Source organism: Pseudomonas sp. BF-B-30 (genome assembly GCF_019956305.1).
Classification (GTDB): Bacteria; Pseudomonadota; Gammaproteobacteria; order Pseudomonadales; family Pseudomonadaceae; genus Aquipseudomonas; species Aquipseudomonas jessenii.
In genome coordinates this window covers 164,490-188,026 of the sequence record NZ_JAHBDG010000011.1, presented here as the reverse complement: position 1 = coordinate 188,026, position 23,537 = coordinate 164,490, and the positions used below count along the sequence as shown (strand labels likewise).

The window sequence follows — 23,537 nt, the reverse complement described above, 5'->3', positions numbered from 1 at the left end:
CTAAGATTTCTGCTGACTTTGATTCCATGCCTACCGTATACAAGGAGTGTTTAGCTTTCGTCTCTCAGGGAGAAGTTAGCCATGTGCTCCAGGCCCTTCACCAATGCCGAGTGATCCCAATTTTCGCCGCCCAGTGCTACGCAGGTGTTGAAAACTTGCTGAGCATTTGATGTGTTTGGCAGGTTGAGTCCTAGCTCTTTGGCACCTTGTAGCGCCAGATTCAGATCTTTCTGGTGCAGGCCGATTCGGAATCCAGGATCAAACGTTCCCTTGATCATCCGTTCAGCATGAACCTCGAGGATCTTTGAAGATGCAAAGCCTCCCATTAGGGCTTGTCGCACCATCGCTGGATCCGCACCGTTTTTAGCTGCGAACAGCAGGGCTTCGCCAACTGCCTGGATGTTCAGCGCGACAATGATCTGGTTAGCAACTTTCGCTGTCTGGCCGTCACCGTTCCCGCCGACACGTGTAATGTTTTTTCCCATGACCTCGAACAAGGGGAGGGCACGTTGGAATGTCTCTGAGCTTCCGCCCACCATGATGCTAAGAGTGCCTGCCTTGGCTCCAACCTCACCACCGGATACCGGAGCATCCAGGTAAGTCGCCTGAGTAGCATTGATCTTCTCAGCAAACACCTTGGTAGCTGACGGGGAGATGGAGCTCATATCGATGACCACTTTGTTAGGCCCGATACCCTCTGCCACGCCGTCTGCACCGAACAGCACTCCTTCTACCTGAGGAGTGTCGGGCACCATCACAATGATGAACTCCGCTTTCTGAGCAACCTCTTTTGGGCTGGCCAACGCAATGGCTCCGCCTTCGAGCAGGTCTGCGGGAGCGGAGCTGTGATGAGTTGAGAGATAGATCTTGTGGCCAGCTTTCTGCAGATTCAGAGCCATTGGGCGGCCCATAATGCCTGTGCCGATAAAGCCAATGTTCGCCATGTGGGTTGCCTCTTATCATTTCTGGAGCCACGTCCTTCTGGCAGGACGCGGCTTTATTGAAGGAATCGGAAAGCGCCTAAATGTGGCGATTCTTTAAACTACATTGTGAGTCTTTAACCAGTTGAGGCCGGCCTCGGTCGTAGTAAGCGGCTTGTACTCTGCTCCAATCCATCCTTGGTAGCCGATACGAGTTAACCACTCAAACAGGAAGTGGTAGTTGATCTCACCAGTGCCTGGCTCATTGCGGCCAGGGTTGTCTGCCAACTGGATATGGTTGATCAGTTGGAGGTTGGCTTCCATGGTGCGAGCCAGGTCACCCTCCATGATCTGCATGTGGTAAATGTCGTACTGCAGGAACAGGTTGTCGCTGCCTACTTGGGCCTGGATTTCGAGGGCCTGCTGAGTAGTGTTCAGATAGAAGCCCGGGATATCTCGGGTGTTGATCATTTCCATGACCAAGCGAATCCCAGCCGCTTTGAGCTTACTGGCGGCGAACCTGAGGTTCTCGACAAAGGTCTTGTGCACGGTGGCGAAGCCCATTCCCAGAGGATGGATACCAGCCAAGCAGTTGACCTGGGTGTTGCCCAGAACTTTTGCGTACTCAATGGCCTTGTCGACGCCAGCACGGAATTCTTCTACGCGGTCGGGATGGCATGCAATACCACGCTCCCCTTTGGCCCAATGGCCAGCGGGAAGGTTGAACAACACCTGGGTTAGGCCGTGGGCGTCGAGCTGCTGTTTAATCTCGGTGACACTGAAATCATATGGGAAGAGATACTCGACTCCTTTGAAGCCAGCATCAGACGCGGCTTTAAAACGAGCTAAAAACTCATGTTCGGTGAACAGCATCGAGAGGTTGGCTGCGATACGGGGCATGGGGCTTTCCTTCTGCTGAAAACTTAGTTTTGACTCAGTGGCAGAATCGAAGTCGGGGCGTCATCGGCAGTGACTGCAATCTCTTCGAATTCATTGATCGCATTGATTTCTGTACCCATTGCGATGTTAGTCACACGCTCAAGAATGATCTCAACGACGACCGGGACGCGGAATTTTTCCGCCATCTGCTGAGCTTCTCGTAGTGCAGGAGCAATTTCCGAAGGCTCGTGTACGCGAATCGCTTTACAGCCGAGCCCTTCCACAACGGCCACATGATCTACGCCATAGCCATTGAGCTCCGGAGCATTGATGTTTTCGAATGCCAGCTGAACACAGAAGTCCATCTCAAAGCCGCGTTGCGCTTGGCGAATCAAACCGAGATACGAGTTGTTCACCAGTACATGGACGTACGGCAGGTTGAACTGCGCACCCACAGCCAGCTCTTCGATCATGAACTGGAAGTCATAGTCGCCTGACAGTGCGACAACCTTGCGCGTCGGGTCGGCCTTGACCACGCCCAGCGCCGCAGGGATCGTCCAGCCCAGAGGGCCGGCTTGGCCGCAGTTGATCCAGTGACGCGGTTTGTAGACGTGCAGGAACTGCGCGCCGGCAATCTGCGACAGACCGATGGTGCTGACGTAGCAAGTGTCCTTGCCGAACACCTGGTTCATCTCTTCGTAAACACGTTGCGGCTTGACCGGTACATTGTCGAAGTGAGTCTTGCGTTGCAGGCTGGCTTTGCGCTGCTGGCAGTCTTGCAGCCAGGCGTTGCGGTTTTTCAGCTTGCCCGCGGCTTGCCATTCGCGAGCAACTTCGATGAACACGGTCAGCGCGGCAGCGGCGTCGGAAACGATGCCCAGATCCGGGGTGAACACGCGGCCGATCTGAGTGCCTTCGATGTCGACGTGAATGAACTTACGGCCTTCGGTGTAGACGTCGACCGAACCGGTGTGACGGTTGGCCCAACGGTTACCGATGCCCAGCACCACGTCGGATTTCAGCATCGTGGCATTGCCATACCGGTGCGAGGTTTGCAGACCGACCATGCCGACCATCAGCGGGTGATCGTCAGGGATGGTGCCCCAGCCCATCAGGGTAGGGATGACCGGGATGCCGGTCAGCTCGGCAAACTCCACGAGCAGGTCGCTAGCATCGGCATTGATGATGCCGCCACCGGCCACCAGCAATGGGCGCTCGGCTTGATCGAGAAGTGCCAGGGCTTTTTCTACTTGAACGCGGGTAGCGGCTGGCTTGGCCACTGGCAGCGGCTGGTAAGCGTCGATATCGAATTCAATTTCCGCCATCTGCACGTCGAACGGCAGGTCGATCAGCACCGGGCCTGGGCGGCCGGAGCGCATTTCATAGAAGGCTTTCTGGAACGCGTAAGGCACCTGGCCCGGTTCCAAAACGGTGGTTGCCCACTTAGTAACCGGTTTGACGATACTGGTGATGTCGACTGCCTGGAAGTCTTCCTTGTGCATACGGGCACGGGGTGCTTGGCCGGTGATGCAGAGAATCGGGATCGAGTCGGCCGAGGCGCTGTAGAGCCCGGTAACCATGTCGGTGCCGGCAGGGCCGGAAGTGCCGATGCACACGCCGATGTTGCCGGCCTTGGTGCGGGTGTAGCCCTCGGCCATGTGCGAGGCACCTTCAACGTGACGCGCGAGGACGTGATCAATGCCGCCGACTTTTTTCAACGCAGAGTACAGCGGGTTAATAGCTGCACCTGGGATGCCAAACGCGGTATCAACCCCTTCACGGCGCATTACCAGAACGGCTGCGTCAATTGCTCTCATCTTCGGCATAGCAATTCCTCCGGAATAACAATATTTTTATACTGAAGTCCAGTGTGGAGCAGCACGTGCAGGCCTTGAAGCCCCATAAATTAGTTTCTGCCGATATAAAAGGTATCGAATGGCGCGTCTAACAGAACTCCAAAGCTTCATTCAGATCGCCCAGAAAGGCAGTTTTGCTGCAGCGTCCCTCAGCGAGGGTGTCACCCCCGCGATGCTGGGAAGGAGGCTGGATTCGCTCGAGAAACGGCTGGGGGTAAAACTCATGCACAGGTCGACTCGAGGCCTGCATCTGACAGAGCTGGGAGAGCAGCTGCTGGAAAGGGCAAAGTATTTGGTGCGGGAGTTCGATGACATGGAGGCGAGCATCAGCAACAGCGCGAAGCTCGTCTCGGGCAACCTGCTAGTCTCTGCGCCTGCTGCATTTGGAAGGCTGCACGTAGCTCCTCATGCGCTGGGTTTCCATGAGAAATTTCCAAATCTAAAACTGTCTTTCAACCTCACGGATAGCCTTGTTGATTTGGTCGGGGAGGGCTACGACCTCAGCATTCGAATTGGCTGGGTAACCGACCCCAACTATGTCGCCGTAAAGCTATTTACCAACCGAAGAGTGGTGTGCGGTACGCCTGAGTATTTTGCTAAACATGGTCGGCCGACAACCTTGGAGGAGCTCTCAAATCACAACTGCCTGGCCTTCACATTACAGGGCGGTCAGCCGCGGGGATGGACGTTCCAAAGGGATGGAAAACAAATTGCTATGCGAGTGAATGGGAACCTGGCATGCAACGATGGTGAGTTACTTTTTTCTTGGATGAGGCAGGGGCTGGGAATTGGCTGGCGTTCAATCTGGGAGATTCGCAGAGAACTGGAGAGTGGCGAGCTTGTTACGGTATTGGATGAGTTCGCCTTGAATGACTACGACATCCAGGCGGTTTACCCTCAACAGAGATTTCTGCCGGCGAAGGTCAGGCATTTTATAGACTACTTGAAGGGTGTTTATCAGCATCCTGATTACTGGCTGTGATGGCGCAGCTCAGCGTGAAAAGGGGCGGTGATTAGCCGCCCCAGATTGTCACTTCAGCTGGAAGATAGCTTCGATCTCAACGGCCATACCCGATGGTAGGGAAGAGGCACCAGTTGCAATCCGGGCGTGTTGTCCCGAGGCTCCCAGTACTTTTGCTATGAGATCAGAGGCAGCATCGAGTACCTGAGAATGCGCGGTGAAGTCCTTAGCGCAATTGACCACGCCTGCCAACCTCACGGCCGTCACCACTTTGGATGGGTCGTCGCCAGTGGCTTGGGCTAGGTGGCCCAGAATGTTAAGCGCGCAAAGCTGCGCTGCTTCACAACCCTGCTCCACGGTCAGATCTCGACCAACCCGCCCGGAAAACTTGAGCTCACCATTTACGCGTGGCGCCTGCCCAGCAACGAACAGTAAGTCGCCGGCCTTGACCGCTGGGACGTAACTGCCGCGGGGAGCGTTGCAAGGCGGCAATTCCAGATTCAGCTCTTTAAGTGCTTCGGTAAAAGTGCGGTAACTCATTTGATCTGCCTCCAGTCGCCTTGATCGCCTTTCCAGTTAATTGAGTGCCCCATCGCACGCATGACGCTACCGCGCAGAGATCTCACCATTCCTTCGTACTCACGCATGGCGATGCCGTCGTGTGCCGGCTCAGGCCCCATGAACATTCCATCGACGCCACCGTGAGCAATGCAAAGTTCGGTGCTTCGCGTTTCAATCTCTGGCTCATGGAAAACAAATGGGTTCTCGAGAAGAGCCGAAAGCGCTGCCACGATACCCGTAGCGCCCCAGTTGGAGATGTTCGAGATCACGAGCCAGTCTGCTGCTGTGACAGCGCCTACACCGCCACGTCCCGGGGTTCCGCAATCCACAGCTTTTGGTGAGAAGGTCGGGAGTTCCTTGGCGATTACGCCCATGCCCAGTTCATTGCCACCGTCTCCAATGCCAAGCGTCATGATTCCGCGAGATTTCGCCTTGTTGAACAAGTAATCAAGGTCACCAACCATGCCATCCAATGGTCGGCCACCGAGGCCGTGGTAAAGGCCGTTCGAGTTACAGCCAGGACGCTCGATCGAAAGCAGCAGGGAAGGTTGCGTAATGTCTAGCAGGTCATCCGCAGCTCGATGGCAGGCGTTTTTCTCCTTCGAAACCGGTTTGATATAGATCGGGCGTAGATACTCAATAGCCTCGGCCTTTCCGGAGGCCGGCAGCAGTCGTGGGGCCAGCCCCGCGCCTCGACATGTGGCCTCCATCATCTCGACCCAATCTTCGTCGATCACAATCACGGTCATTACACCGAGACCCAGAAACAACGCTCGGGCAAGGAGAGCTGCGCCAATGGGGCCATCAGTCTCGGGAACACCGCCACCTTCGGGGAAGCCCGTAGCAATAACGATCGGCTGATTTGGCTTAGAGCGTGCAGCCTCCACCAAGCGTTCTGCAGCACCCATGCAGCAATAACCAGGTTGGTTTTTCTGCAGCGCGGCATACAGGTTCGAAATCAGACCGACGCCTGTGAAGTCGATCTTCATGAATTCATCGATGGTCTGTGACACTCGCTGATAGCGTGCACTTTCAGGCTTTAACATTTCTTCTAATCCCTTTCGCGGTTAGAGAGGACATTGGCATTACTGGGCGGTCAGGATTTCGGCGTAGAGCTCGGGATCGACATTGCCGCCACTCAGGACAATCACAGTCGTCCGATCGCGTGTTTGAATGCGTTGCTCAAGCACTGCTGCCAAGCCAACAGCACCGCCTGGCTCTAGCACCAATTTCAGTCTGTCGTAGGCGACCCGCATTGCTTTGCGAACCTCGTCGTCACTAACAACGAGGCTGCCAGCCAGAAGTCGGTGGTTGATGTCAAACGTCAGCTCACCTGGTGTAACTACCTGCAATGCATCACAGATGGATTTGGCCTCAGGGGCGTTACGCTCGCGCTTTCCGCTCGCAAGAGAACGAGCGAGTTCATCGAAGCCTTGAGGTTCAACCGCATAGACCTGAGTCCGCTCACTCTTCGCGCGAACTGCAGTTGCTAGACCGGCAATAAGGCCCCCACCGCTACAGGCGGCAATGAGGCTGTCGGCTTCGACTCCCATTGCGGAGAGGTCTTCCATGATCTCCAAGCCGACGGTACCTTGCCCAGCGATGACGTAGGGATCATCGTAAGGAGGAACCATCGTTGCTCCGGTACGATTAGCGATTTCTGCACCGATTGCCTCACGGTCGTCTTTCTGACGATCGTAGAGAATGACTTTCGCGCCGTTGGCTCTTGCACCCTTTACCTTGGCTTGAGGGGCGTCTGCCGGCATGATGATGGTGGCGGGTATTCCCAGAATCCGAGCTACTGCAGAAGTTGCAAGCGCGTGATTCCCTGACGAAAAGGCTACGACTCCAGCGCGTTTTTGTTCTGGAGACAGCTGAAGCAGTCGATTGCAAGCACCACGAAACTTAAAGGATGCCGTTCGTTGCAAAACTTCAGGTTTGAAAATCAGACGGCCACCAACAATCTCGTTGAGCTCCTGGTTTTCCATGAGCGGGGTGCGGATTGCGAAGTCCTTGATGCGATGAGCTGCCTCCTGGATGTCTTTGAGTGTAGGAGGGACTGGTCGTGTGCCTTTTTCGATATTGGACATATTGGTTTCCAAGTGTTGATGGCATTTCCGTTAACTCTGCATCGAGTGTATGAACAGGCTAATAATTCTGTAAACTCAGAAATACTAAGTGTTCCTGTTAAGCAAAATTGAACAAGTGCTGGAGGCGGGAAAGTGAACATTAAGCTGTTAGAGACTTTTGTTGAGCTTGCTCATATGCCGCATTTGAGGAAACTGGCGGATCGTTTGCATGCAACCCCTTCAGCTTTGTCTATGCGCGTTAAGAGTCTTGAGGAACAACTTGGTGTAGAACTATTCACTTCTGATCACAAGGTGTTGGTTTTGACGGATGTAGGTCGACGTCTACTTCCTTATGCAGAAGCAGCTATTTCAGCACTGAATGAGTTTAGAGCTGCGGCGTTAGAAGCAAACGAGGTTGGAGGGGTAGTTAGAATCGGACTGATTGAAGCAGCGGTTTATACGTTGCTGCCAGGGCTAGTAAAGCGTATTGAGTCCGAATTCAAAAAAATCTCGGTCAGCTGGGTAGTTGGGCTTACAGTCGATTTGTTGGAGCAGCTCAATAGGGGAGAGATTGATCTAGTGTTCTCCCTGGATCGTCAGCCACAAAATCCCCATGCAATCTCAGAAAAAATGATCTCGCTAGGCACGCACTGGGTGGCGAAGACTGGACTGATTAAAGAGATGAGGGACGAGTCGTCGATATTTTCCTACCAAATCTTGACGCCCATGAGTAACACCGCTCCGCACGATGAAGCCACTCGCACCGTCCAGCGTATGGCATTTAAGTACGGGATCAATCCAACAGAAATTCAGCTTTCCAGCACGCCCTCCATATCCGCCTTGATCGCGCTAATCCGCAATGGCATCGGAATCGGGGTTATCCCAGCATTGTTGGTTGCCGAGGAGCTTGGGCGCGGCGAACTTGAGATCCTGCCAGTCACACCGCCTCCACCCATGGTCGTGTACAGCTGGCACATGAAAAACGCCTCTCCTGCCACGCTTAGGATGGTAGGCCTAGCTTCAGAGGTCGCCGCCAACATGGCTGGAGGCACCTGTGACGAGGATGTGGCGAACATTTATGATCGCTGAGTTAAGAGCGAAAATGGCATGCTCACCTAAGGTTGATAGCTACATTCCTGTTGGCTGATAAAATCTGCTTATCAGTCGAAATCGTTAATGAAAATTGGACGTTATCGTTAGGCAGCGCGACGATGAACCACAGCGCGATGAGCACGCTCAACAGGAGGTTGAATGTTGATTGGATCACAAAATTTTTTACGAATTTGCTGTGGCCAATAACGAGTTGTGTGCACTAAGCCGAGTATCCCAAAATAACAAAAGGCTGTGGCGTATGGCCGCTAGTAATAACTTTTTTACTGTCTATTACGAAGGTTGTTCGCCCACTATTTCGCAGGAGAAAGGAAATGGCTATAAATATCGGGGCTGCTGAGAGCATCAGCGAGCCTGCTACCTCCCAAAAAAAATTATCAGGGAATATGGGTTCGTTAAGCCTGGCGATGACGGTCTTGGCGTTCTCGGCGCCACTGACTACAGTGGCTGGATATATCCCTGTATCTTTAATGTTTGGCGGAGTGGGTAGTCCACTACTTTTCGTTTTTGTTTCGGTGATGATGTTGCTGTTTGGTATTGGCTACGTCACGTTGAATAATGCTGTGAAGAGATCTGGAGATTTTTATTCATTTATTAGTTATGGTCTGGGTAAGTCGGCAGGGCTTGGTGCCGGTTTGACTGCGGCAGTATCATATTTTGTGTTGCTCGCTGGCGTCACTTCCTACTTTGGCGTTTCATGTGCTGAACTTCAGACGAGTCTGACGGGCTCAGCATTCCCTTGGTATGCGTACGCGTTAAGTTGTTGGGCGGTGGTCGGTATTCTTGGCTATTTCCATGTTGAGTTATCAGCCAAGGTGTTGTTGTGGGTGATGTTGGCAGAAATTGTAGTGTGTTTGGGGTTCTCATTTGGTGTGCTGCAGGTAGGCGGTGATACTACACTGGCTGCAATGACTCCATTCTCACCAAGTGAACTTACGAAGGAAGGCGTCAATATTCCATTTTCCATGCTATTTGTTGTTTCGTTCTTCATGGGCTTTGAGGCGACAGCTCTTTATCGTGACGAGCTTAAGGATCCTGATACAACGATCCCTCGTGCAACCTATGGTTCCATCCTGTTCATCGGAGCCATGTATACCATCTGCGTTTATGCATTGATTATGGCCTATGGCCCAAGCGCTCAGGCTGTTGCAACCGACTCCCCGGCCACGATGTTTTCAAATGCCTTTGGTAGATTCATCGACCCTCGGCTTCAGATGATCATCACTGTCCTTGTTCTCTCATCGGCTTTCGCTTCTGCTCTGTCGACTCACAACGTTCTGGCTCGATATCTCTTCAACCTGGGGACGGATGGTGCGCTGCCTAAACCGCTAAGCCGCATCCACGTTAAGCACGGATCGCCGTTCGCTTCTTCAATGGCAGTCTCCACTATGGTGCTCCTGGTACTGTTTCCATTCATCGTGATTGGAGCAAAGCCCGAGCTGCTCTATGGCCAACTTTCTGGTGTGGGAACGTCGGGTGTCATCATTTTGATGACAGTGGTCAACCTGTCCTCCCTGACTTGGTACCTGCGTAAAGGTCGGTACGAAGGTATCAGTTTCGCAAAAGCGTTTTTGGCACCAGCAATCTCTTCGGTATTTTTCATCGGTCTAGTGGGTCTAGTTGCCTATCACTTCGAACTGTTGGTAGGAGGGGAGCCTGGGGAGCGCACCTGGTTGTTGTATTGCTTGGTTGGTGTTCTATTTGCGGGGATGGCGCTTGCTCAATACTTCAAGCGCAATCGGCCAGCAGTTTATGAAAGATTGGGTCGTAGTCACCCTTGATAGTAGTAAAAACGGAGCCTCAGCAGCCTGTGTGAAAACTTAGCGAGCTGCGCGGTGCCCTAAGAAAATGCTCCGTATCGAAAGATGCGGAGCATTTTTCGTTATGGCTTGCATGCAAGTGAGTCGGCCGGTTTGTTTGGCCATTTGGTGACTAATACGGCGAGCCCTACGGCTAGTGATGAGCATTCCGCCGAAGGCCCATTACTACGTCATGACAGGCCCATTCGAAGAGTCGTCAAGCGGGCGCGATGCTTGTTGCTGCACAATTCAAAGCTCCTAGAATACAAAAGCATCAGTTTCCCTTGAGAGTTTGCTGTCAGCCAACCACTCGTTGATGACAGCGTACTTGATGAAAATCGAGCTCAAGACGCAGTGGACACCGAACACCTTTTGAGGTCGGGTTGCAATGGCTGCGCCCCGCTCATGAAGGTGAATACCTGCCCGGATTCAATTTGCCAAATGGCTAAAGGACTGCTGGGGGACATTGGCAGTCGGGTTCGCTGGCCGATCCACACGGATGGCTGGAAGGTAATAACGGTCGGATAAACGCCATCAAGCTTATGGCGTACTGTTACCGGTATAGCGACTTCTTTTTCATGCGGATCAAGAGCGTCTTTATCGGCAGCTCGTGATGAGCCTTTATACCCGCCAGTAAGCAGCTGCCACCTTTTGTGCAAGCTGGGCAACGATCCGGTTCAGGGGCATGTCGGCGCGTTCGGTGAAACTCGCTGTGAAGGACATCACAGGCATCTCGTAGGGGGTCTCAATAACGTGCAGCTTTCCGCTAGCAATTTCTTCAAGCACAACATGTTCAGGGATCGCAGCGATGCCTATGCCATCAACGGCCATACGGACGATCGAAGAAAGAGAGGAGTTCGAGAATAGCCTCGCTTTATGGACTCCTTCGCGTGCAAACATCTCTTTGAGCTGCCAATAGGGGCGAGTATTCCTCGCAAACGTGATGATCGGATATGCGGCCAACTCGAGCAGACTTGGAGGGTCGCTGGTAATTTCTAGATCAGGAGATTTTATCCAGCTTATCGGATAGCTGCAGAGTGGGAGGTTTTCCGCATTGCCGGCATTAACCGGCCCCATGAGCAGTGCAATATCCAGTGTGCAATCTGTCAGTCCAGCAGTCATGTTGGCGGTACTGTCTACCACAACATCTAATGTGATTTCTGGGTACTCTTGATTAAGTAGCTTTAGAAGGTCAGATAGCCAAGTGTGGACGATCGTATCTGATGCGCCCAGGCTCACGGTGCCACTTAAGCCCTTCCTCCCAGCGACCGCTTCTACCATCTCTGTCTCAAGAGCAAGCATGCGTTCCGCATAGTTGAGTAGCTCACGCCCTTGCGTCGTCAGGTAGCAACCGCGTTTATCTCGTTCAAATAGGCGCCCCTTCAGCTGCTGTTCCAGCTGTGCAATACGAGCTGAGACGGCTGGCTGTGAGGTGTGCAATTTCTCTGCTGCCTTGTGGAAACCGCCAAGCAGTGCGACTGCATGGAAGGTTTGTAGGCTTCTTAGATCAATCATGGCTGGCCTCTTGTTTGCTGAGTCGCCTGGTCTGCTCGCGCGCCTATCGGCTGGCCTGCAGGTGCCGGGGTAGACACGTTACAGCAAAATGACAGGGGAGTGTCTACCTATGCGGAGCTTCTAGCACGCTTTGCCCTTGAGGGGCGTGTGATAGGTGCACGTTATCTGAGGCAATCCATAATCGCAATTGGACGTTATCAGTCATCCGAGCGACGATTGATATCAACAGGCAGGTGGCCGGAAGCTTGCTCGTATCAATCCTCATGCGTCTGATTGAGGAGCGTTTCAAGGACATTTCCGGCAGCTGCCAAACTAGAAGAAATATAAGTAACCAAGTATTCAAATGAGGAGAAGTGGAATGTTCTCGCTGCATTTGCCCCACGAGCGACTGCTCGAAGCATACAGAACTATGCAAACCATCCGTTGTTTCGAAGAGCGTATTGCGACTGAGATGGGTACGGGGGATATCCCTGGCAGTACTCATCTCTATGCTGGCCAGGAGGCAAGCGCTGTAGGTGTCTGCATGCATCTTTCGGATGAGGATTATATCTCCTCTACTCACCGTGGTCATGGTCACTGTATTGCCAAAGGATGTGATATCAACGCGATGATGGCCGAGTTATTTGGCCGTGTGACCGGTACTTGTGGTGGTAAGGGCGGTTCTCAGCATATTGCCGATCTGCGCAAGGGAATGTTGGGTGCTAACGGTATTGTTGCTGGCGGTGCGCCAATTACCTGCGGAGCGGCACTCAGCGCGAAACTGAGGAAGACCGACCGCGTAGCTATCGCTTTTGCTGGTGACGGGGCCATGAACGAAGGCGCGATGGCCGAAAGTCTCAACCTGGCTAAGATCTGGATGCTTCCCATCATTTTCGTTATTGAAGACAACGGATTTGGTGAGGCTACAGCGAACGAGTTCGTCTCGGCCGGTAGCTTCGTGCGCCGTGCTGAGGGGTACGACATTCCATCTGCAGAGGTTGATGGAACAGACGTGTTCAAGGTCTATACCGCCGCCGGTGAAGCCATCGAGCGAGCACGTGCAGGTGGCGGGCCGTCGCTACTTCATGTCCATGTTCCTCGATACTACGGCCACTACAGTGGAGATCCGGATACTTACCGCACTCCTGAAGAAAAGAAAATCATGCGTCAGGAACAAGATTGCTTAATCAAGTTCCGCAACAAAGTTTCTGTTGAGGATCTTGTTAAAGGTTCTGCGCTTGAGGCAATTGATGCTGAGGTAATCGCTGCTGTCGATGAGGCTGTGAAATTCGCTCGTAACTCCGAATTCCCACCGGCATCTGCACTCACCACTGACGTCTACGTGAAGTATCAGTAAGGAGCGCTTCAATGGCTAAAATTTCTTTCCGTCAGGCGTTGAACGATGCTCTCCGCCTGGAAATGGCTCGCGACCCGCGTGTGATCATGATGGGTGAAGACCTGACTGGTGGTGCTGGTGGCAATGGTGTCAAGGATGCCTGGGGTGGCGCCTTCGGCGTGACGCGTGGTCTGCTTGGTGAGTTCGGCCCCGAACGAATTCGCGATACCCCGATCAGTGAAACTGCTTTCATCGGCGCTGCGGCAGGCGCCGCTCTGACAGGTATGCGCCCCGTCGCGGAACTGATGTTTGTGGACTTCGCTGGCGTTTGTCTAGACCAAATCGTCAACCAGATCGCGAAGTTCCGATATATGTTCGGCGGTCGCGCCCGAACTCCGTTGGTGATCCGTGCTACCTACGGCGCTGGTACTCGCTCTGCAGCACAGCATACCCAGGCGTTCTACCCGATTTTCACGCACTTCCCAGGGCTGAAAGTTGTTATACCGTCGAACCCTTACGACGCTAAAGGCTTGTTGCTTCAGGCTATGCGTGATGATGACCCTGTCATTTTCCTGGAGAACAAGATGCTGTACGACACCATGGGTGAAGTACCCGACGGTTCGTACACTGTGCCGTTCGGTGAAGCCAAGGTCGTACGCGATGGTAAGGATGTGATGATCGTTGCCATCGGTCGAATGGTTAAAATTGCTGAAGAAGCTGCTCGGAAACTTCAGTCGGATGGCATTTCTGCGTGTGTGATTGATCCTCGTACCACTTCGCCTCTCGATGAAGACACGCTGATCGAGTTCGCAGAGGAGATCGGTCGAGTCGTCATTGTTGACGAAGCCACTCCCCGCTGTGGTATGGCAGCTGACATTTCCGCAATGCTCGCTGATAAATGCTTCGACTCGCTTCGTGCGCCTATCAAAATGGTTACTGCGCCACATACGCCAGTTCCCTACGCACCCAATCTTGAAGACCTTTATGTGCCGAATGCGGACGCGGTCATCAAGGCGGTCAAGTCGATCATTGAGAGGTAAGAGGTATGTCGATTGAAGCTGTAACGATCCCCAAATGGGGGATGACTATGACCGAGGGGATCGTTAGCGATTGGCTGGTTGCCGAAGGTGACGAGGTCTCGCGTGGCCAGGAAATCATCGAAGTTGAATCTACCAAGACTACCAATGCGGTTGAGTCGGCGGCGAGTGGCATTCTACGCCGTATCGTCGTAGAGGCCGGTGAGACTGCACCGGTTGGAGCTCTGGTTGGCGTAATCGCGGATGCGTCCGCGAGCGATGAGGACATTGATGCATTTATTGCTTCTTTCGCTGGTGCGAGTGGCGCAGAAGAGGAAGAGGATTCAAATGCAGCATCGATCAAAACGGTCGATGTGGGTAATGGGGCAGTGGTTAATGTCCTCACGCTAGGGGCTGAGTCGGATAGCAATGTGGTATTGCTGCACGGTTTTGGTGGGGATGTCTCAACCTGGCTCTTTAACCAGGACGCCTTCGCCCAAAAGCATCGAGTTGTCGCGGTAGACCTACCAGGTCATGGCGCCTCTTCGCCGACTCAGGGGAGCGATGTATTCCCAAGCCTGGTGGCCTCGATTGAGCGGGCACTTGAGATTTCCGCTCCTGGCAAGTTGCATTTGGTAGCTCATTCATTTGGCGGCGCTGTAGCTGCAGCAATCGCTGCGCATCAGCCTGAACGGGTTGCCTCGATAACACTGATCGCTCCTGTTGGCCTCGGCAAGGTCATCAATAAGGAGTTCTTGGATGACTTCATCACTGCAGAGCGTCGTAAGCCGTTGAAGGATGTGTTGGAGCGTCTGCTGGCCGATCCTTCGAAAATAAGCAACGACATGATTGAGGGCACCCTCCGCTTCAAGCGGCTTGAGGGTGTGCCGGAAGCGCTTGCAGCGATCAGGGATACAATTGTTGACGGCGACGGGCAGCGACATTCGATTACGGAAACTCTCGCGAACTTCGCTGGCCCAGTTGCATTGATTTGGGGTGGTAAAGACAAGATCGTTCCACTGCCAGATGGTTCGCAAATTCCTTCCAATGCGAAGTTTAGCGTAATTGAAGATGCTGGTCATATGCCACAAATGGAGGCTTCTTCAGAAGTTAACTCCATTGTTTTGGATAATATCAGTAAGTCTCTTTAGTTATATGTGGTCATCAGCATGTAACTTGCATGCTGATGAATACCAGAAGATTTTGAAGTTTGCGAGGTTGTTATGGCCAATCGCTTGACGGGTAAACTCGTTCTTTTAACGGGTGGCGTAGCTAATATCGGGTTATCTATCTTGGAGGCTTTTGTTGAAGAAGGCGCCAAGGTGGCGGTGATCGATATTGACGCTGAGCGCGGTGCGCAGGTGGAAAAGCGCTTCCATGGAGTAGTTAAGTTTTTTCGCGCAGATCTGAGCAACGAGTCCCAAATTCGTGATGTGGTCAATGAAGTGTCTGGATGGATGGGTGGGATAAATACTCTCTGTCTGAATGCGGGAATTCAACTTTCTGGGCGCCTTGAAGAGTTCACAACTGAGGCGTGGGATAAAGTCTACTCCATTAACGTTAGAGCCAACTTTATCTTTATTCGGGAGGCACTAAAATACCTTCGGGAAGCTAAGAAGTCCTCCGTTGTTTTGATGTCTTCGCTTGCCGGCAAACGAGGAGCACCTGGACTTTCTTGCTATTCCTCATCCAAATCCGCAGTGATCGGACTCACCAATACGTTAGCCATTGAGCTTGCAAAGGATGGCGTGCGTGTTAACGCCGTATGCCCGGGGTGGATCAACACACCTTTCAATGATCCGGTCATTGACTTTATTGGTGGTAAGGAGAAGCAGGAGTCACTGGTCAAATCCTCGATTCCGCTAGGGCGCGAAGCTACGCCTGATGAAGTTGCGCCGCTTTTTGTATACCTGGCATCGGACGAGTCTTCTTACGTGACCGCACAAGCAATTAACGTTTGCGGTGGTGTTTACAACTGACACTGGAGCTTTGAAATGACTGCACTGATTACTCATGAAGTGGCCATGGCCGCTCTTCAAGCAGGGGTTCAGAAAGCTAAAGAGTTGGATCAACGGTCATCGCTTTCAATCGTTGATGTTGGTGGTCATCTGATTGGCTTCGTTCGTGTAGACGATGCTGCGTTCGGGACGATTGAGATCGCCAATAACAAGGCGTATACCGCGGCCGCTTTGCGACAGCCATCCGGCACTTGGATGTCGCTCTCTCAGCCAGGGCAAGAACTGTACGGTATTGAGCGCTCATGTGCGCGGCCATTTGTGGTTTTTGGTGGCGGTCTTCCAGTGACAGTAGATGGCAATGTAGTAGGCGGCGTTGGCGTTTCAGGTGGGCCAGAAGAAGCTGATGTGGCCATTGCGACTGCCATGGTTGCCGTACTTCAAACGAAGTAAGCACTTCATAATATAACGGTAGGAATCCCATCATGGATCCGATCAAAGAAATGCAAGCGAAATCTGCTGCCGAAGTAAGGCAGATGATTCGCAATGGAAGCTTGCGTGTACCGACCAGCGGATTTGCTGACGGTTTCATGCAGGCTAACCTTATGATTCTGCCGAAGCGATTTGCTGATGATTTCAAAATCTTCTGCGACCTGAATCCAAAAAGTTGCCCGCTCGTTGCTATGGGAAAACCAGGTGACCCAGGTCTACCACTAGCTGGACAAATTGATATACGAACTGATGTAGCTCGTTATCGAATCTATCGGAATGGTGTCCACACCGAAACTGTAGATAGCTTGCTTGATGTCTGGCGCGACGATTTTGTAACGTTTGCTTTGGGATGCTCATTCTCATTTGAGAACGCTATTCTGAACGCGGGTATTGAAATTCAGCACATTACTGCTAATCGCAATGTTCCCATGTATGTCACTAATCTGCCAACCAAGGAGTTTGGCCCATTCAAGGGCTCCATGGTCGTATCGATGAGGGCGTTCCGGCCAAAGGATGCAATTGACGCGATTGTGTTGTCCAATCAGTTTCCACTTGCTCATGGTGCTCCTGTTCATATCGGTGACCCTGCTCAGATCGGCATCGAAAACATAGACAAGCCTAACTTTGGCGACGAACCTGTCTACCGAGATGGGGACATCTTTGGATTCTGGGCATGTGGAGTCACACCTCAAATGGCGATTAAGCAAGCAGGAGTTGATATCGCGATTACTCATGAGCCAGGTTACATGCTTGTGACGGATCTTCCTGCGGATGTGCCTAATCTTTCTGTTGCTTAATCAGTAATTTTTTAAAGCGGTGATATATGTCAGAGCATAATGCTGAGGTTGTATGGGTCACCGCGGAGCATCGCGATAAGGCGGATACCTACAGTCGCGACTTAGAGGTGCATATCGGTGATGAGATCACCATTCCTGCTTCTGCCGCCGCGGACTATATGGGGTCGCCTGAGAAAGCAGATCCAGAGCAGTTGTTGGTGAGTGCACTTGCTAGCTGCCATATGCTTTATTTTTTGGCGATTTGTGAAGGGCAAGGTTACACAGTTAGTCGCTATAGCGACTCTGCGAAAGGTTTCGTTACCAAACGTGGGGAAGGTGGATTTTGGATCTCTCAAATAGTATTACGCCCGAGAGTGGAATTTTCATCAACCAAACAGCCAGATCACCAAACGCTTCAGCGACTGCATCATCGCGCTCATAAAGGCTGCTTTATTGCAAACTCAATTAAAACTGAAGTCGCTATTGAGATTGCTTGATTTACAAACGTCAACGAGAAGGTGAAGTAAATGAAAAATAAACTGTTTGTTGTTGCGGTGACTCATGCTCAGCCAGGTAAGGAAGCAGAGCTCCAGAAGGCCTTGTTGGAGCTGGTTAGTTACGCAAAGACTGAGCCTGGCTTCGTTAAGTACGATTTGCATGTCTCGGAAGAGAACTCAGGAGAATTTTTGTTCTACGAAATTTGGGACGATGAAAAGTCGCTTGAGCTGCATGGCAGCACTGACAACATGAAGGCATTCGGTGAGAAATACGGTCATCTCGTGAAGTCTACGACCATGGCGAAGTACAAGCTTTTGTAAGTAGCTCAGAAAGTTCGTCAACGTGATCAACAATGAGTGTGTTGGGTTATGGTAAGTATCGACCTCAATAGCGACCTCGGTGAAAGCTTCGGCGCATGGAAAATGGGTGACGACGCTTCGATGTTGGACATCGTCACCAGCGCCAATATTGCGTGTGGCTTCCATGCGGGAGACCCCGCGGGGATCTTCGCGGTGTTGAAAGAGGCAGTTGCTCGAGGTGTGGCGATTGGCGCTCACGTTGGCTATCGAGATCTGGTGGGGTTTGGTCGAAGGTCAATGGAACCTTCAAGCGCAGAGTTGATTGGTGATGTCATCTATCAGATCGGTGCGCTTCAAGGGTTAGCTGTGGCTGCAGGTACTCGCATCAGCTATGTAAAACCGCATGGTGCTTTGTATAACACCATTGCCAAGGATCACAGGCAGGGCGCTGATGTCATTGCGGCGATCAAGGCGGTCGACCCTCAGTTAACCCTTCTCGCGCTGGCTGGAGCCCCTATTGTAAAGCAGGCACGCGAGGAGGGGCTCCATGTCGTTTGTGAGGCATTTGCAGATAGGGCTTACAACCCTGATGGTTCATTGGTTAATCGACGCCGTGCAGGAGCCGTGCTGCACGATCCAACACTCATTGCACAGCGAATGCTCCGCTGGGTTCGTGAGGGTTTGATTGAAGCTATCGACGGGAGTCTCGTGCCAGTAGAAGCAAGCTCAATCTGTGTTCATGGCGATAACCCGGCAGCGGTCGAAACTGCTCGAGTCCTGAAGGATATTTTTGTTTCCAACAGCGTTCAGCTCCGCAGCTTCACTCAGTGCAAAGAGGTGGCGAACAATGGCTAAGACACTTCAGTTCCTGCCTGCGGGAAGTAATCGATTCATCATTGATTTGGATGATCTCGATACTACGATCCAATTGTTCGAGGCTCTTGCGAGCGCCCTTATTCCAGGGATCGTCGAGATTGTACCTGGCGCTCGTACGTTGTTAGTGACTTACGACCCGCTGGTCGCATTACCACGGGATCTTTACGAGGCCATTTCTACCGTCACTCTGAAAGACTTGGTTGAGCGGTCTGGTGCGCTAGTCGAAATCCCTGTGCGATATGACGGAGAGGATCTCTCATACGTTGCCGAATACTTGGGATGGACGGTAGACAAAGTTATTCAGCGGCACTCCGAGGCCACCTTCACTGTGGCGTTCACAGGCTTCGCTCCTGGTTTCGCCTACATGACTTGTGACGATCCGGCGTTTGAAGTCCCTCGCCGCGATAGTCCACGTACACGAATTCCAGCAGGATCTGTCGCACTGGCGGGTCGGTTCTGTGGCATCTACCCCTCGGATACTCCTGGTGGATGGCAACTGCTCGGTACTACCAACGTCCCAATGTGGGATGTAAACCGCGAGCGAGCCGCTCTGTTCAGTCCTGGGGATCGTGTTAGGTTCAGAGCAATAACGGAGGCTGAGGGTTCCCCCGTACTGTCGAATGAAACATGCGACGTGGCAAAAAACACGGACAGGTTGGGACTCAAGGTTCTGGCTTCCGATCGCCCAGCGCTTTTTCAAGATCTTGGACGGCCAGGCAATGCCCACCAGGGTGTGTCCCAGTCAGGTGCTGCAGACCAAGAGGCGTTGCGAGATGCCAATAGCTTGGTAGGCAACCCTCCTGCTACAGCTGCGATTGAGGTTACATACGGAGGTTTCTCACTTCGGACTGATGTGCCAATTACGCTTGCTATTGCAGGTGCACCAGCCCCAATTACGATCCTTACTGTAGATGGACGCAGTCTACTGATATCCAATGAAATGCCTTTCGCGTTGGATGCAGGTGAATCCCTTAACTTGGGAGCACCTCCTACTGGTGTGCGCACCTATCTCGCATTGCGCGGTGGCTATGAAGTCCCCGAGGTCTTGGGTTCATCGTCTACGGACACGCTGGCAAAGATTGGCCCGGCGCCGATCAAAACCGGTGATGTGATAGTTCCCCGTCACGGTTCATGCTCTGCTGTTAATGCTCATCCCCTCGCCACTCCATTACTCCCAAAGGGCTCAGATACGGTTGTACTGGATGTGATTTTGGGGCCGCGGACGGATTGGTTCACACCGGAAGCGATTCGTACATTTGTCGAGCAGTCATGGACAGTTACGCCCGAATCCAGCCGGGTAGGTGTTCGGCTTCATGGGTTGACTGGGCTCGAACGCGATAACGTAGAAGAGCTGCCATCTGAGGGGACATCTCGAGGCTCGATTCAGGTACCACGCAATGGTCAACCCGTACTGTTCTTGGCAGATCACCCGATCACTGGTGGATATCCAGTAATTGCGGTCGTCGCTAATCATCATTTGTCCCTGGCAGCACAGCTTCCAATCGGTGTGCGAGTCCGTTTCAACCTGATTGCCAATTTCGATCCGCAGGTTAAGGAATTTGATCGATGAAGAAGCTACTCATTGCTAATCGTGGCGAGATCGCCATTCGAGTCATCCGAGCCGCACGTGATTACGGAGTCAAATCTGTTGCGATTTACTCCGACGTTGATGCCGAGTCGCTCCATGTGGAGCTTGCAGATGAGGCATATGGCCTTGGCCCCGGGCGTCCCGCAGACACATATCTCAATATTCAGAAAATTGTAGATATCGCCATCAAGGCCGGCGCTGATGCTATCCACCCTGGATACGGATTCCTTTCCGAACGAGCAGAGTTTGCTCAGGCAGTTATAGATGCCGGCATCGCTTGGGTAGGGCCATCGCCTGACGTTATCAATGCTTTGGGGGATAAGGTTGAAGCTCGCCGGATTGCTCAAGCTGTTGGTGCTCCGTTGGTTAAGGGCACACCAGGCCCACTGGCCAACGCTCGCGAGGCGGTAGAGTTCGCCAAAGAAGTTGGACTCCCGCTTGCGATCAAAGCCGCTTTTGGTGGCGGTGGTCGCGGGATGAAGGTCGCGCGAAACCTCGAAGAGGTAGGCCAACTCTTTGACTCAGCTGTGCGAGAAGCCACTGAGGCTTTTGGTCGAGGTGAGTGTTATGCCGAGCAGTTCCTAGATCAGCCGAGGCATATTGAGGCCCAGGTGCTCGCCGATACCCACGGCAATACGGTTGTTTTGGGAACTCGAGACTGTTCTCTACAACGGCGCAATCAAAAGCTAGTCGAAGAGGCACCTGCCCCGTTTATCACTTCAGAGCAACGCCAGTCGATTCATGATTCCGCACGAGCTATTTGTGCTCATGCGGGATATGTCGGAGCTGGCACCGTAGAGTTTCTACTCTCGCAGAACGGGACAATCTCCTTCCTGGAAGTCAATACACGGCTCCAAGTAGAACATCCTGTGACTGAGGTCACTACTGGGGTGGATATTGTTGTAGAGCAGTTGCGAATAGCAGATGGGCTTGCGCTCTCATTCACTCAAACACCCATTGTCCGTGGGCATGCTTTCGAGTTCCGAATCAATGCTGAAGATCCAGGTCGTGGCTTCCTACCTACGCCAGGTCGCATAGAGAAATTCCGTGCACCCTCCGGCCCCGGTGTTCGACTCGACACTGGTGTGGAATCAGGGTCAATGATTCCAGGTCTCTACGACTCCTTGATGGCTAAGCTGATCGTTTCAGGTGATACGCGTGAGGAGGCAATCAATCGGGCACGCCGTGCACTGGCGGAGTTTGAGATTGCCGGTGTCGCCTCGGTATTGCCGTTCCACCGTGCGGTGATTGATGAGCCAGCGTTCAATGGCACCGAAAAATTCGGCGTTTATACAACGTGGATCGAAACCGAGTTCAAGGGTGTCACACCTGCAAGTCGGGTGGAGCCAGCGGAAAGTAACCTTATTCGCTGTTTCATCGAGATCGACGGTAAGCGGCATGAGCTTGGTCTACCTCCCGGATTGTTTGCGGGTAATTCGCCTCAACAGTCTGTCCAAGGTTCGCAAGAGGTGGGTGACTCTGCCTCAGTAGAGGCGCCTATTCCCGGAACACTGCAGCAATGGCTGGTGGAGGAGGGGGCAATCGTGCAGGCGGGTGACGCAGTTGCATTGGTTGAAGCAATGAAAATGGAGACCAAAGTAGTTGCTCGACTCAGCGGAACAATCAAATTGTCCGCAAGTGTGGGCGCACTGGTATCGCTAGGGCAGGAAATCGCAAAGATTACCCCGCTTGATGCCTGAGCTCAGTTTCAGAGGGGCGTGTTTCATTGATGCGTCCCTACGCTGGAGAACCAGTATTTGGGCTTCCTGAATTCTGGAGTTGTTTAATCTGAAGCAGGGCTACGACGCACACGTCGGCCCAACGGAGTATGGATCGTGAAAAAATACAATGTCGCGCTGATCGGGACTGGCTTCATGGGCAAAGCCCACTCCATTGCTACTGCAGTCGTTCCAATTCTTTTCGGTGCGCCGGTAGAAATTGAACGAAAGGTGATTGTAGATATCGATGAGGAGCTGGCACAAAACGCAGCAAAGCGATATGGATTCTCTGAATACGCTACGGACTGGCGCGATGTAGTTAATCGCCCGGATATCGATATCATCGATATCTGTACCCCGAACGACTCTCACGCCGAGATCGCCATCGCCGCAGCGCTGGCGGGCAAGCATGTCATGTGCGAAAAACCAATGGCCATGACTGTCGAAGATGCCGAGAAAATGCAGGCAGCTGCCGAAAAAACCGGCGTAATCACCATGGTATCCTACAACTATCGTCATACCCCGGCAGTTCAGATGGCCAAGCGTCTGATTGATGAAGGTCGTATCGGCGACATCCTGAATTTCCGTGGCTACTATCTGCAAGACTGGGGCGCTGATCCAGAGCTCCCACTGTCCTGGCGTTTCAACAAGGCCAAAGCTGGCTCAGGTACGCTGGGTGATATCGGTACTCACGTTATTGATGCCGCGCGTCTGTTGGTAGGTGAGTTCTCCTCGGTGAACTCCATTGTGAAGACCTTTATTAACGAGCGTCCGCTGCCCGAGGGTCGTTTCTTTGGCCCAGCAGGACAAGCTTCCTCTGAGCGTGGCAAGGTCGATGTGGATGACGCCGCACTTACCATGATCAAGTTCACCAATGGTGTGTATGGCACTATAGAGGTAACTCGTAATGCTTGGGGTCATCACAACCAGCTTGGCTTCGAAATCTACGGTACCAAGGGTTCGATTGCATTCGATTACCAGCGTCTGAACGAGCTTCGTGTTGCGTTCGCCGATGATCCTAAAGATACATTTGGCTTCCGTACCATCTACTCCGGCCCTCATCAGCCGTTCGGTGACAAACTTTGGCCTGTTGCTGGTATGGGGCAAGGTTACATCGATATTAAATCGATCGAATGGTACAACTTCTTGAAGGCAATCGCTGAAAAGACCCCGGCATCGCCAAACTTCAACGATGGGCTTCAAATTGAGCGTATTGCTGACGCGATTTTGAACTCCGGCGTGAGTGGTGAGTGGGAAAACATCGAGCAGCCGTCTAAGTAACCTTCGACGCATTCCGAGGTGGGCGCGTAAACCGCGCCTGCTTGCTGTCATCC

The 23,537-nt window shown here is 52.6% G+C and carries 22 protein-coding genes; 15 read left to right on the top strand and 7 right to left on the bottom strand.

Annotated elements, in window-relative coordinates; genetic code table 11:
• Positions 1-50: 50 nt before the first annotated feature.
• The 3 genes from KGB29_RS07345 to gcl form a co-directional block, all read right to left on the bottom strand.
• On the bottom strand, positions 51-944 hold the full coding sequence (locus tag KGB29_RS07345) for a 2-hydroxy-3-oxopropionate reductase (RefSeq protein ID WP_223616331.1): 894 nt from the start codon (positions 942-944) through the stop codon (positions 51-53).
• Positions 945-1,037: 93 nt separating this feature from the next.
• Positions 1,038-1,820 (bottom strand): hydroxypyruvate isomerase, encoded by a 783-nt coding sequence (gene hyi / locus KGB29_RS07340; protein ID WP_223616330.1) that lies wholly within the window; start codon positions 1,818-1,820, stop codon positions 1,038-1,040.
• Positions 1,821-1,843: 23 nt separating this feature from the next.
• Complete coding sequence (gene gcl / locus KGB29_RS07335) at positions 1,844-3,625, bottom strand: glyoxylate carboligase (protein ID WP_223616329.1); 1,782 nt, start codon at positions 3,623-3,625, stop codon at positions 1,844-1,846.
• Between the two features lie 109 nt (positions 3,626-3,734).
• Between gcl and KGB29_RS07330 the strand changes: the two genes are divergently transcribed.
• Positions 3,735-4,637, top strand: a complete 903-nt coding sequence (locus KGB29_RS07330; RefSeq protein WP_223545226.1) for a LysR family transcriptional regulator — start codon at positions 3,735-3,737, stop codon at positions 4,635-4,637.
• Between the two features lie 48 nt (positions 4,638-4,685).
• Here the strand turns inward: KGB29_RS07330 and KGB29_RS07325 are convergent, their stop codons facing one another.
• From KGB29_RS07325 to KGB29_RS07315, 3 genes are read right to left on the bottom strand one after another with little or no spacing between them, the layout of a single operon-like run.
• Positions 4,686-5,156 carry a RidA family protein gene (locus tag KGB29_RS07325; RefSeq protein ID WP_223616328.1) on the bottom strand — a complete coding sequence of 157 codons (471 nt, stop codon included), beginning with the start codon at positions 5,154-5,156 and terminating at the stop codon, positions 4,686-4,688.
• Positions 5,153-6,223 (bottom strand): glutamate cyclase domain-containing protein, encoded by a 1,071-nt coding sequence (locus KGB29_RS07320; protein ID WP_223507659.1) that lies wholly within the window; start codon positions 6,221-6,223, stop codon positions 5,153-5,155. The genes KGB29_RS07325 and KGB29_RS07320 overlap by 4 nt, the downstream gene beginning before the upstream one ends.
• A 39-nt stretch (positions 6,224-6,262) precedes the next feature.
• Positions 6,263-7,267, bottom strand: a complete 1,005-nt coding sequence (locus KGB29_RS07315) for a threonine/serine dehydratase (protein WP_223545224.1) — start codon at positions 7,265-7,267, stop codon at positions 6,263-6,265.
• A gap of 132 nt (positions 7,268-7,399) precedes the next feature.
• On the opposite strand from KGB29_RS07315, the gene KGB29_RS07310 reads away from it, so the two are divergent.
• Entirely contained in the window at positions 7,400-8,335 is a 936-nt protein-coding gene (locus tag KGB29_RS07310; RefSeq protein ID WP_223507661.1) for a LysR family transcriptional regulator, read from the top strand.
• 335 nt (positions 8,336-8,670) lie between these two features.
• Positions 8,671-10,137: an APC family permease gene (locus KGB29_RS07305; RefSeq protein ID WP_223507662.1), complete on the top strand. Its 1,467-nt coding sequence runs from the start codon at positions 8,671-8,673 to the stop codon at positions 10,135-10,137.
• A 639-nt stretch (positions 10,138-10,776) separates the two neighbouring features.
• On the opposite strand, the gene KGB29_RS07300 is transcribed toward KGB29_RS07305, so the two are convergent.
• Positions 10,777-11,670, bottom strand: a complete 894-nt coding sequence (locus KGB29_RS07300) for a LysR family transcriptional regulator (protein WP_223507663.1) — start codon at positions 11,668-11,670, stop codon at positions 10,777-10,779.
• A 358-nt stretch (positions 11,671-12,028) separates the two neighbouring features.
• Between KGB29_RS07300 and KGB29_RS07295 the strand changes: the two genes are divergently transcribed.
• The 12 genes from KGB29_RS07295 (at position 12,029) to KGB29_RS07240 (ending at position 23,484) form a co-directional block, all read left to right on the top strand.
• Positions 12,029-13,006, top strand: a complete 978-nt coding sequence (locus tag KGB29_RS07295) for a thiamine pyrophosphate-dependent dehydrogenase E1 component subunit alpha (protein ID WP_223507664.1) — start codon at positions 12,029-12,031, stop codon at positions 13,004-13,006.
• 11 nt (positions 13,007-13,017) lie between these two features.
• Positions 13,018-14,025, top strand: a complete 1,008-nt coding sequence (locus tag KGB29_RS07290; protein WP_223507665.1) for an alpha-ketoacid dehydrogenase subunit beta — start codon at positions 13,018-13,020, stop codon at positions 14,023-14,025.
• Between the two features lie 5 nt (positions 14,026-14,030).
• The gene (locus KGB29_RS07285) at positions 14,031-15,152 is read left to right on the top strand and encodes an acetoin dehydrogenase dihydrolipoyllysine-residue acetyltransferase subunit (protein WP_223507666.1); all 1,122 of its coding nucleotides are present in this window, start codon (positions 14,031-14,033) and stop codon (positions 15,150-15,152) included.
• A 72-nt stretch (positions 15,153-15,224) separates the two neighbouring features.
• Positions 15,225-15,980, top strand: a complete 756-nt coding sequence (locus KGB29_RS07280) for an SDR family NAD(P)-dependent oxidoreductase (RefSeq protein ID WP_223507667.1) — start codon at positions 15,225-15,227, stop codon at positions 15,978-15,980.
• A gap of 15 nt (positions 15,981-15,995) precedes the next feature.
• Positions 15,996-16,409, top strand: coding sequence for a GlcG/HbpS family heme-binding protein (locus KGB29_RS07275; RefSeq protein ID WP_223507668.1), 414 nt, complete (start codon positions 15,996-15,998; stop codon positions 16,407-16,409).
• Positions 16,410-16,441: 32 nt separating this feature from the next.
• Positions 16,442-17,245, top strand: coding sequence for a putative hydro-lyase (locus KGB29_RS07270; protein WP_223507669.1), 804 nt, complete (start codon positions 16,442-16,444; stop codon positions 17,243-17,245).
• 26 nt (positions 17,246-17,271) lie between these two features.
• Entirely contained in the window at positions 17,272-17,721 is a 450-nt protein-coding gene (locus KGB29_RS07265; protein ID WP_223507670.1) for an OsmC family protein, read from the top strand.
• A gap of 30 nt (positions 17,722-17,751) precedes the next feature.
• Positions 17,752-18,042, top strand: coding sequence for a putative quinol monooxygenase (locus tag KGB29_RS07260; protein WP_223507671.1), 291 nt, complete (start codon positions 17,752-17,754; stop codon positions 18,040-18,042).
• A gap of 48 nt (positions 18,043-18,090) precedes the next feature.
• Positions 18,091-18,876: a LamB/YcsF family protein gene (locus tag KGB29_RS07255; protein WP_223507672.1), complete on the top strand. Its 786-nt coding sequence runs from the start codon at positions 18,091-18,093 to the stop codon at positions 18,874-18,876.
• Positions 18,869-20,467: an urea amidolyase family protein gene (locus KGB29_RS07250; protein ID WP_223507673.1), complete on the top strand. Its 1,599-nt coding sequence runs from the start codon at positions 18,869-18,871 to the stop codon at positions 20,465-20,467. Before KGB29_RS07255 ends, KGB29_RS07250 begins: the two co-directional genes overlap by 8 nt.
• Positions 20,464-22,185, top strand: a complete 1,722-nt coding sequence (locus tag KGB29_RS07245) for an acetyl/propionyl/methylcrotonyl-CoA carboxylase subunit alpha (protein ID WP_223507674.1) — start codon at positions 20,464-20,466, stop codon at positions 22,183-22,185. The genes KGB29_RS07250 and KGB29_RS07245 overlap by 4 nt, the downstream gene beginning before the upstream one ends.
• Before the next feature lie 135 nt (positions 22,186-22,320).
• Positions 22,321-23,484 (top strand): Gfo/Idh/MocA family protein, encoded by a 1,164-nt coding sequence (locus KGB29_RS07240; RefSeq protein WP_223507675.1) that lies wholly within the window; start codon positions 22,321-22,323, stop codon positions 23,482-23,484.
• Positions 23,485-23,537: the final 53 nt, after the last annotated feature.

Coding starts and splice junctions, on each gene's coding strand:
- KGB29_RS07345 (WP_223616331.1), bottom strand. CDS start 944: ATGGCGAACATTGGCTTTATCGGCACAGGCATTATGGGCCGCCCAATG.
- hyi (WP_223616330.1), bottom strand. CDS start 1,820: ATGCCCCGTATCGCAGCCAACCTCTCGATGCTGTTCACCGAACATGAG.
- gcl (WP_223616329.1), bottom strand. CDS start 3,625: ATGCCGAAGATGAGAGCAATTGACGCAGCCGTTCTGGTAATGCGCCGT.
- KGB29_RS07330 (WP_223545226.1), top strand. CDS start 3,735: ATGGCGCGTCTAACAGAACTCCAAAGCTTCATTCAGATCGCCCAGAAA.
- KGB29_RS07325 (WP_223616328.1), bottom strand. CDS start 5,156: ATGAGTTACCGCACTTTTACCGAAGCACTTAAAGAGCTGAATCTGGAA.
- KGB29_RS07320 (WP_223507659.1), bottom strand. CDS start 6,223: ATGTTAAAGCCTGAAAGTGCACGCTATCAGCGAGTGTCACAGACCATC.
- KGB29_RS07315 (WP_223545224.1), bottom strand. CDS start 7,267: ATGTCCAATATCGAAAAAGGCACACGACCAGTCCCTCCTACACTCAAA.
- KGB29_RS07305 (WP_223507662.1), top strand. CDS start 8,671: ATGGCTATAAATATCGGGGCTGCTGAGAGCATCAGCGAGCCTGCTACC.
- KGB29_RS07300 (WP_223507663.1), bottom strand. CDS start 11,670: ATGATTGATCTAAGAAGCCTACAAACCTTCCATGCAGTCGCACTGCTT.
- KGB29_RS07295 (WP_223507664.1), top strand. CDS start 12,029: ATGTTCTCGCTGCATTTGCCCCACGAGCGACTGCTCGAAGCATACAGA.
- KGB29_RS07290 (WP_223507665.1), top strand. CDS start 13,018: ATGGCTAAAATTTCTTTCCGTCAGGCGTTGAACGATGCTCTCCGCCTG.
- KGB29_RS07285 (WP_223507666.1), top strand. CDS start 14,031: ATGTCGATTGAAGCTGTAACGATCCCCAAATGGGGGATGACTATGACC.
- KGB29_RS07280 (WP_223507667.1), top strand. CDS start 15,225: ATGGCCAATCGCTTGACGGGTAAACTCGTTCTTTTAACGGGTGGCGTA.
- KGB29_RS07275 (WP_223507668.1), top strand. CDS start 15,996: ATGACTGCACTGATTACTCATGAAGTGGCCATGGCCGCTCTTCAAGCA.
- KGB29_RS07270 (WP_223507669.1), top strand. CDS start 16,442: ATGGATCCGATCAAAGAAATGCAAGCGAAATCTGCTGCCGAAGTAAGG.
- KGB29_RS07265 (WP_223507670.1), top strand. CDS start 17,272: ATGTCAGAGCATAATGCTGAGGTTGTATGGGTCACCGCGGAGCATCGC.
- KGB29_RS07260 (WP_223507671.1), top strand. CDS start 17,752: ATGAAAAATAAACTGTTTGTTGTTGCGGTGACTCATGCTCAGCCAGGT.
- KGB29_RS07255 (WP_223507672.1), top strand. CDS start 18,091: ATGGTAAGTATCGACCTCAATAGCGACCTCGGTGAAAGCTTCGGCGCA.
- KGB29_RS07250 (WP_223507673.1), top strand. CDS start 18,869: ATGGCTAAGACACTTCAGTTCCTGCCTGCGGGAAGTAATCGATTCATC.
- KGB29_RS07245 (WP_223507674.1), top strand. CDS start 20,464: ATGAAGAAGCTACTCATTGCTAATCGTGGCGAGATCGCCATTCGAGTC.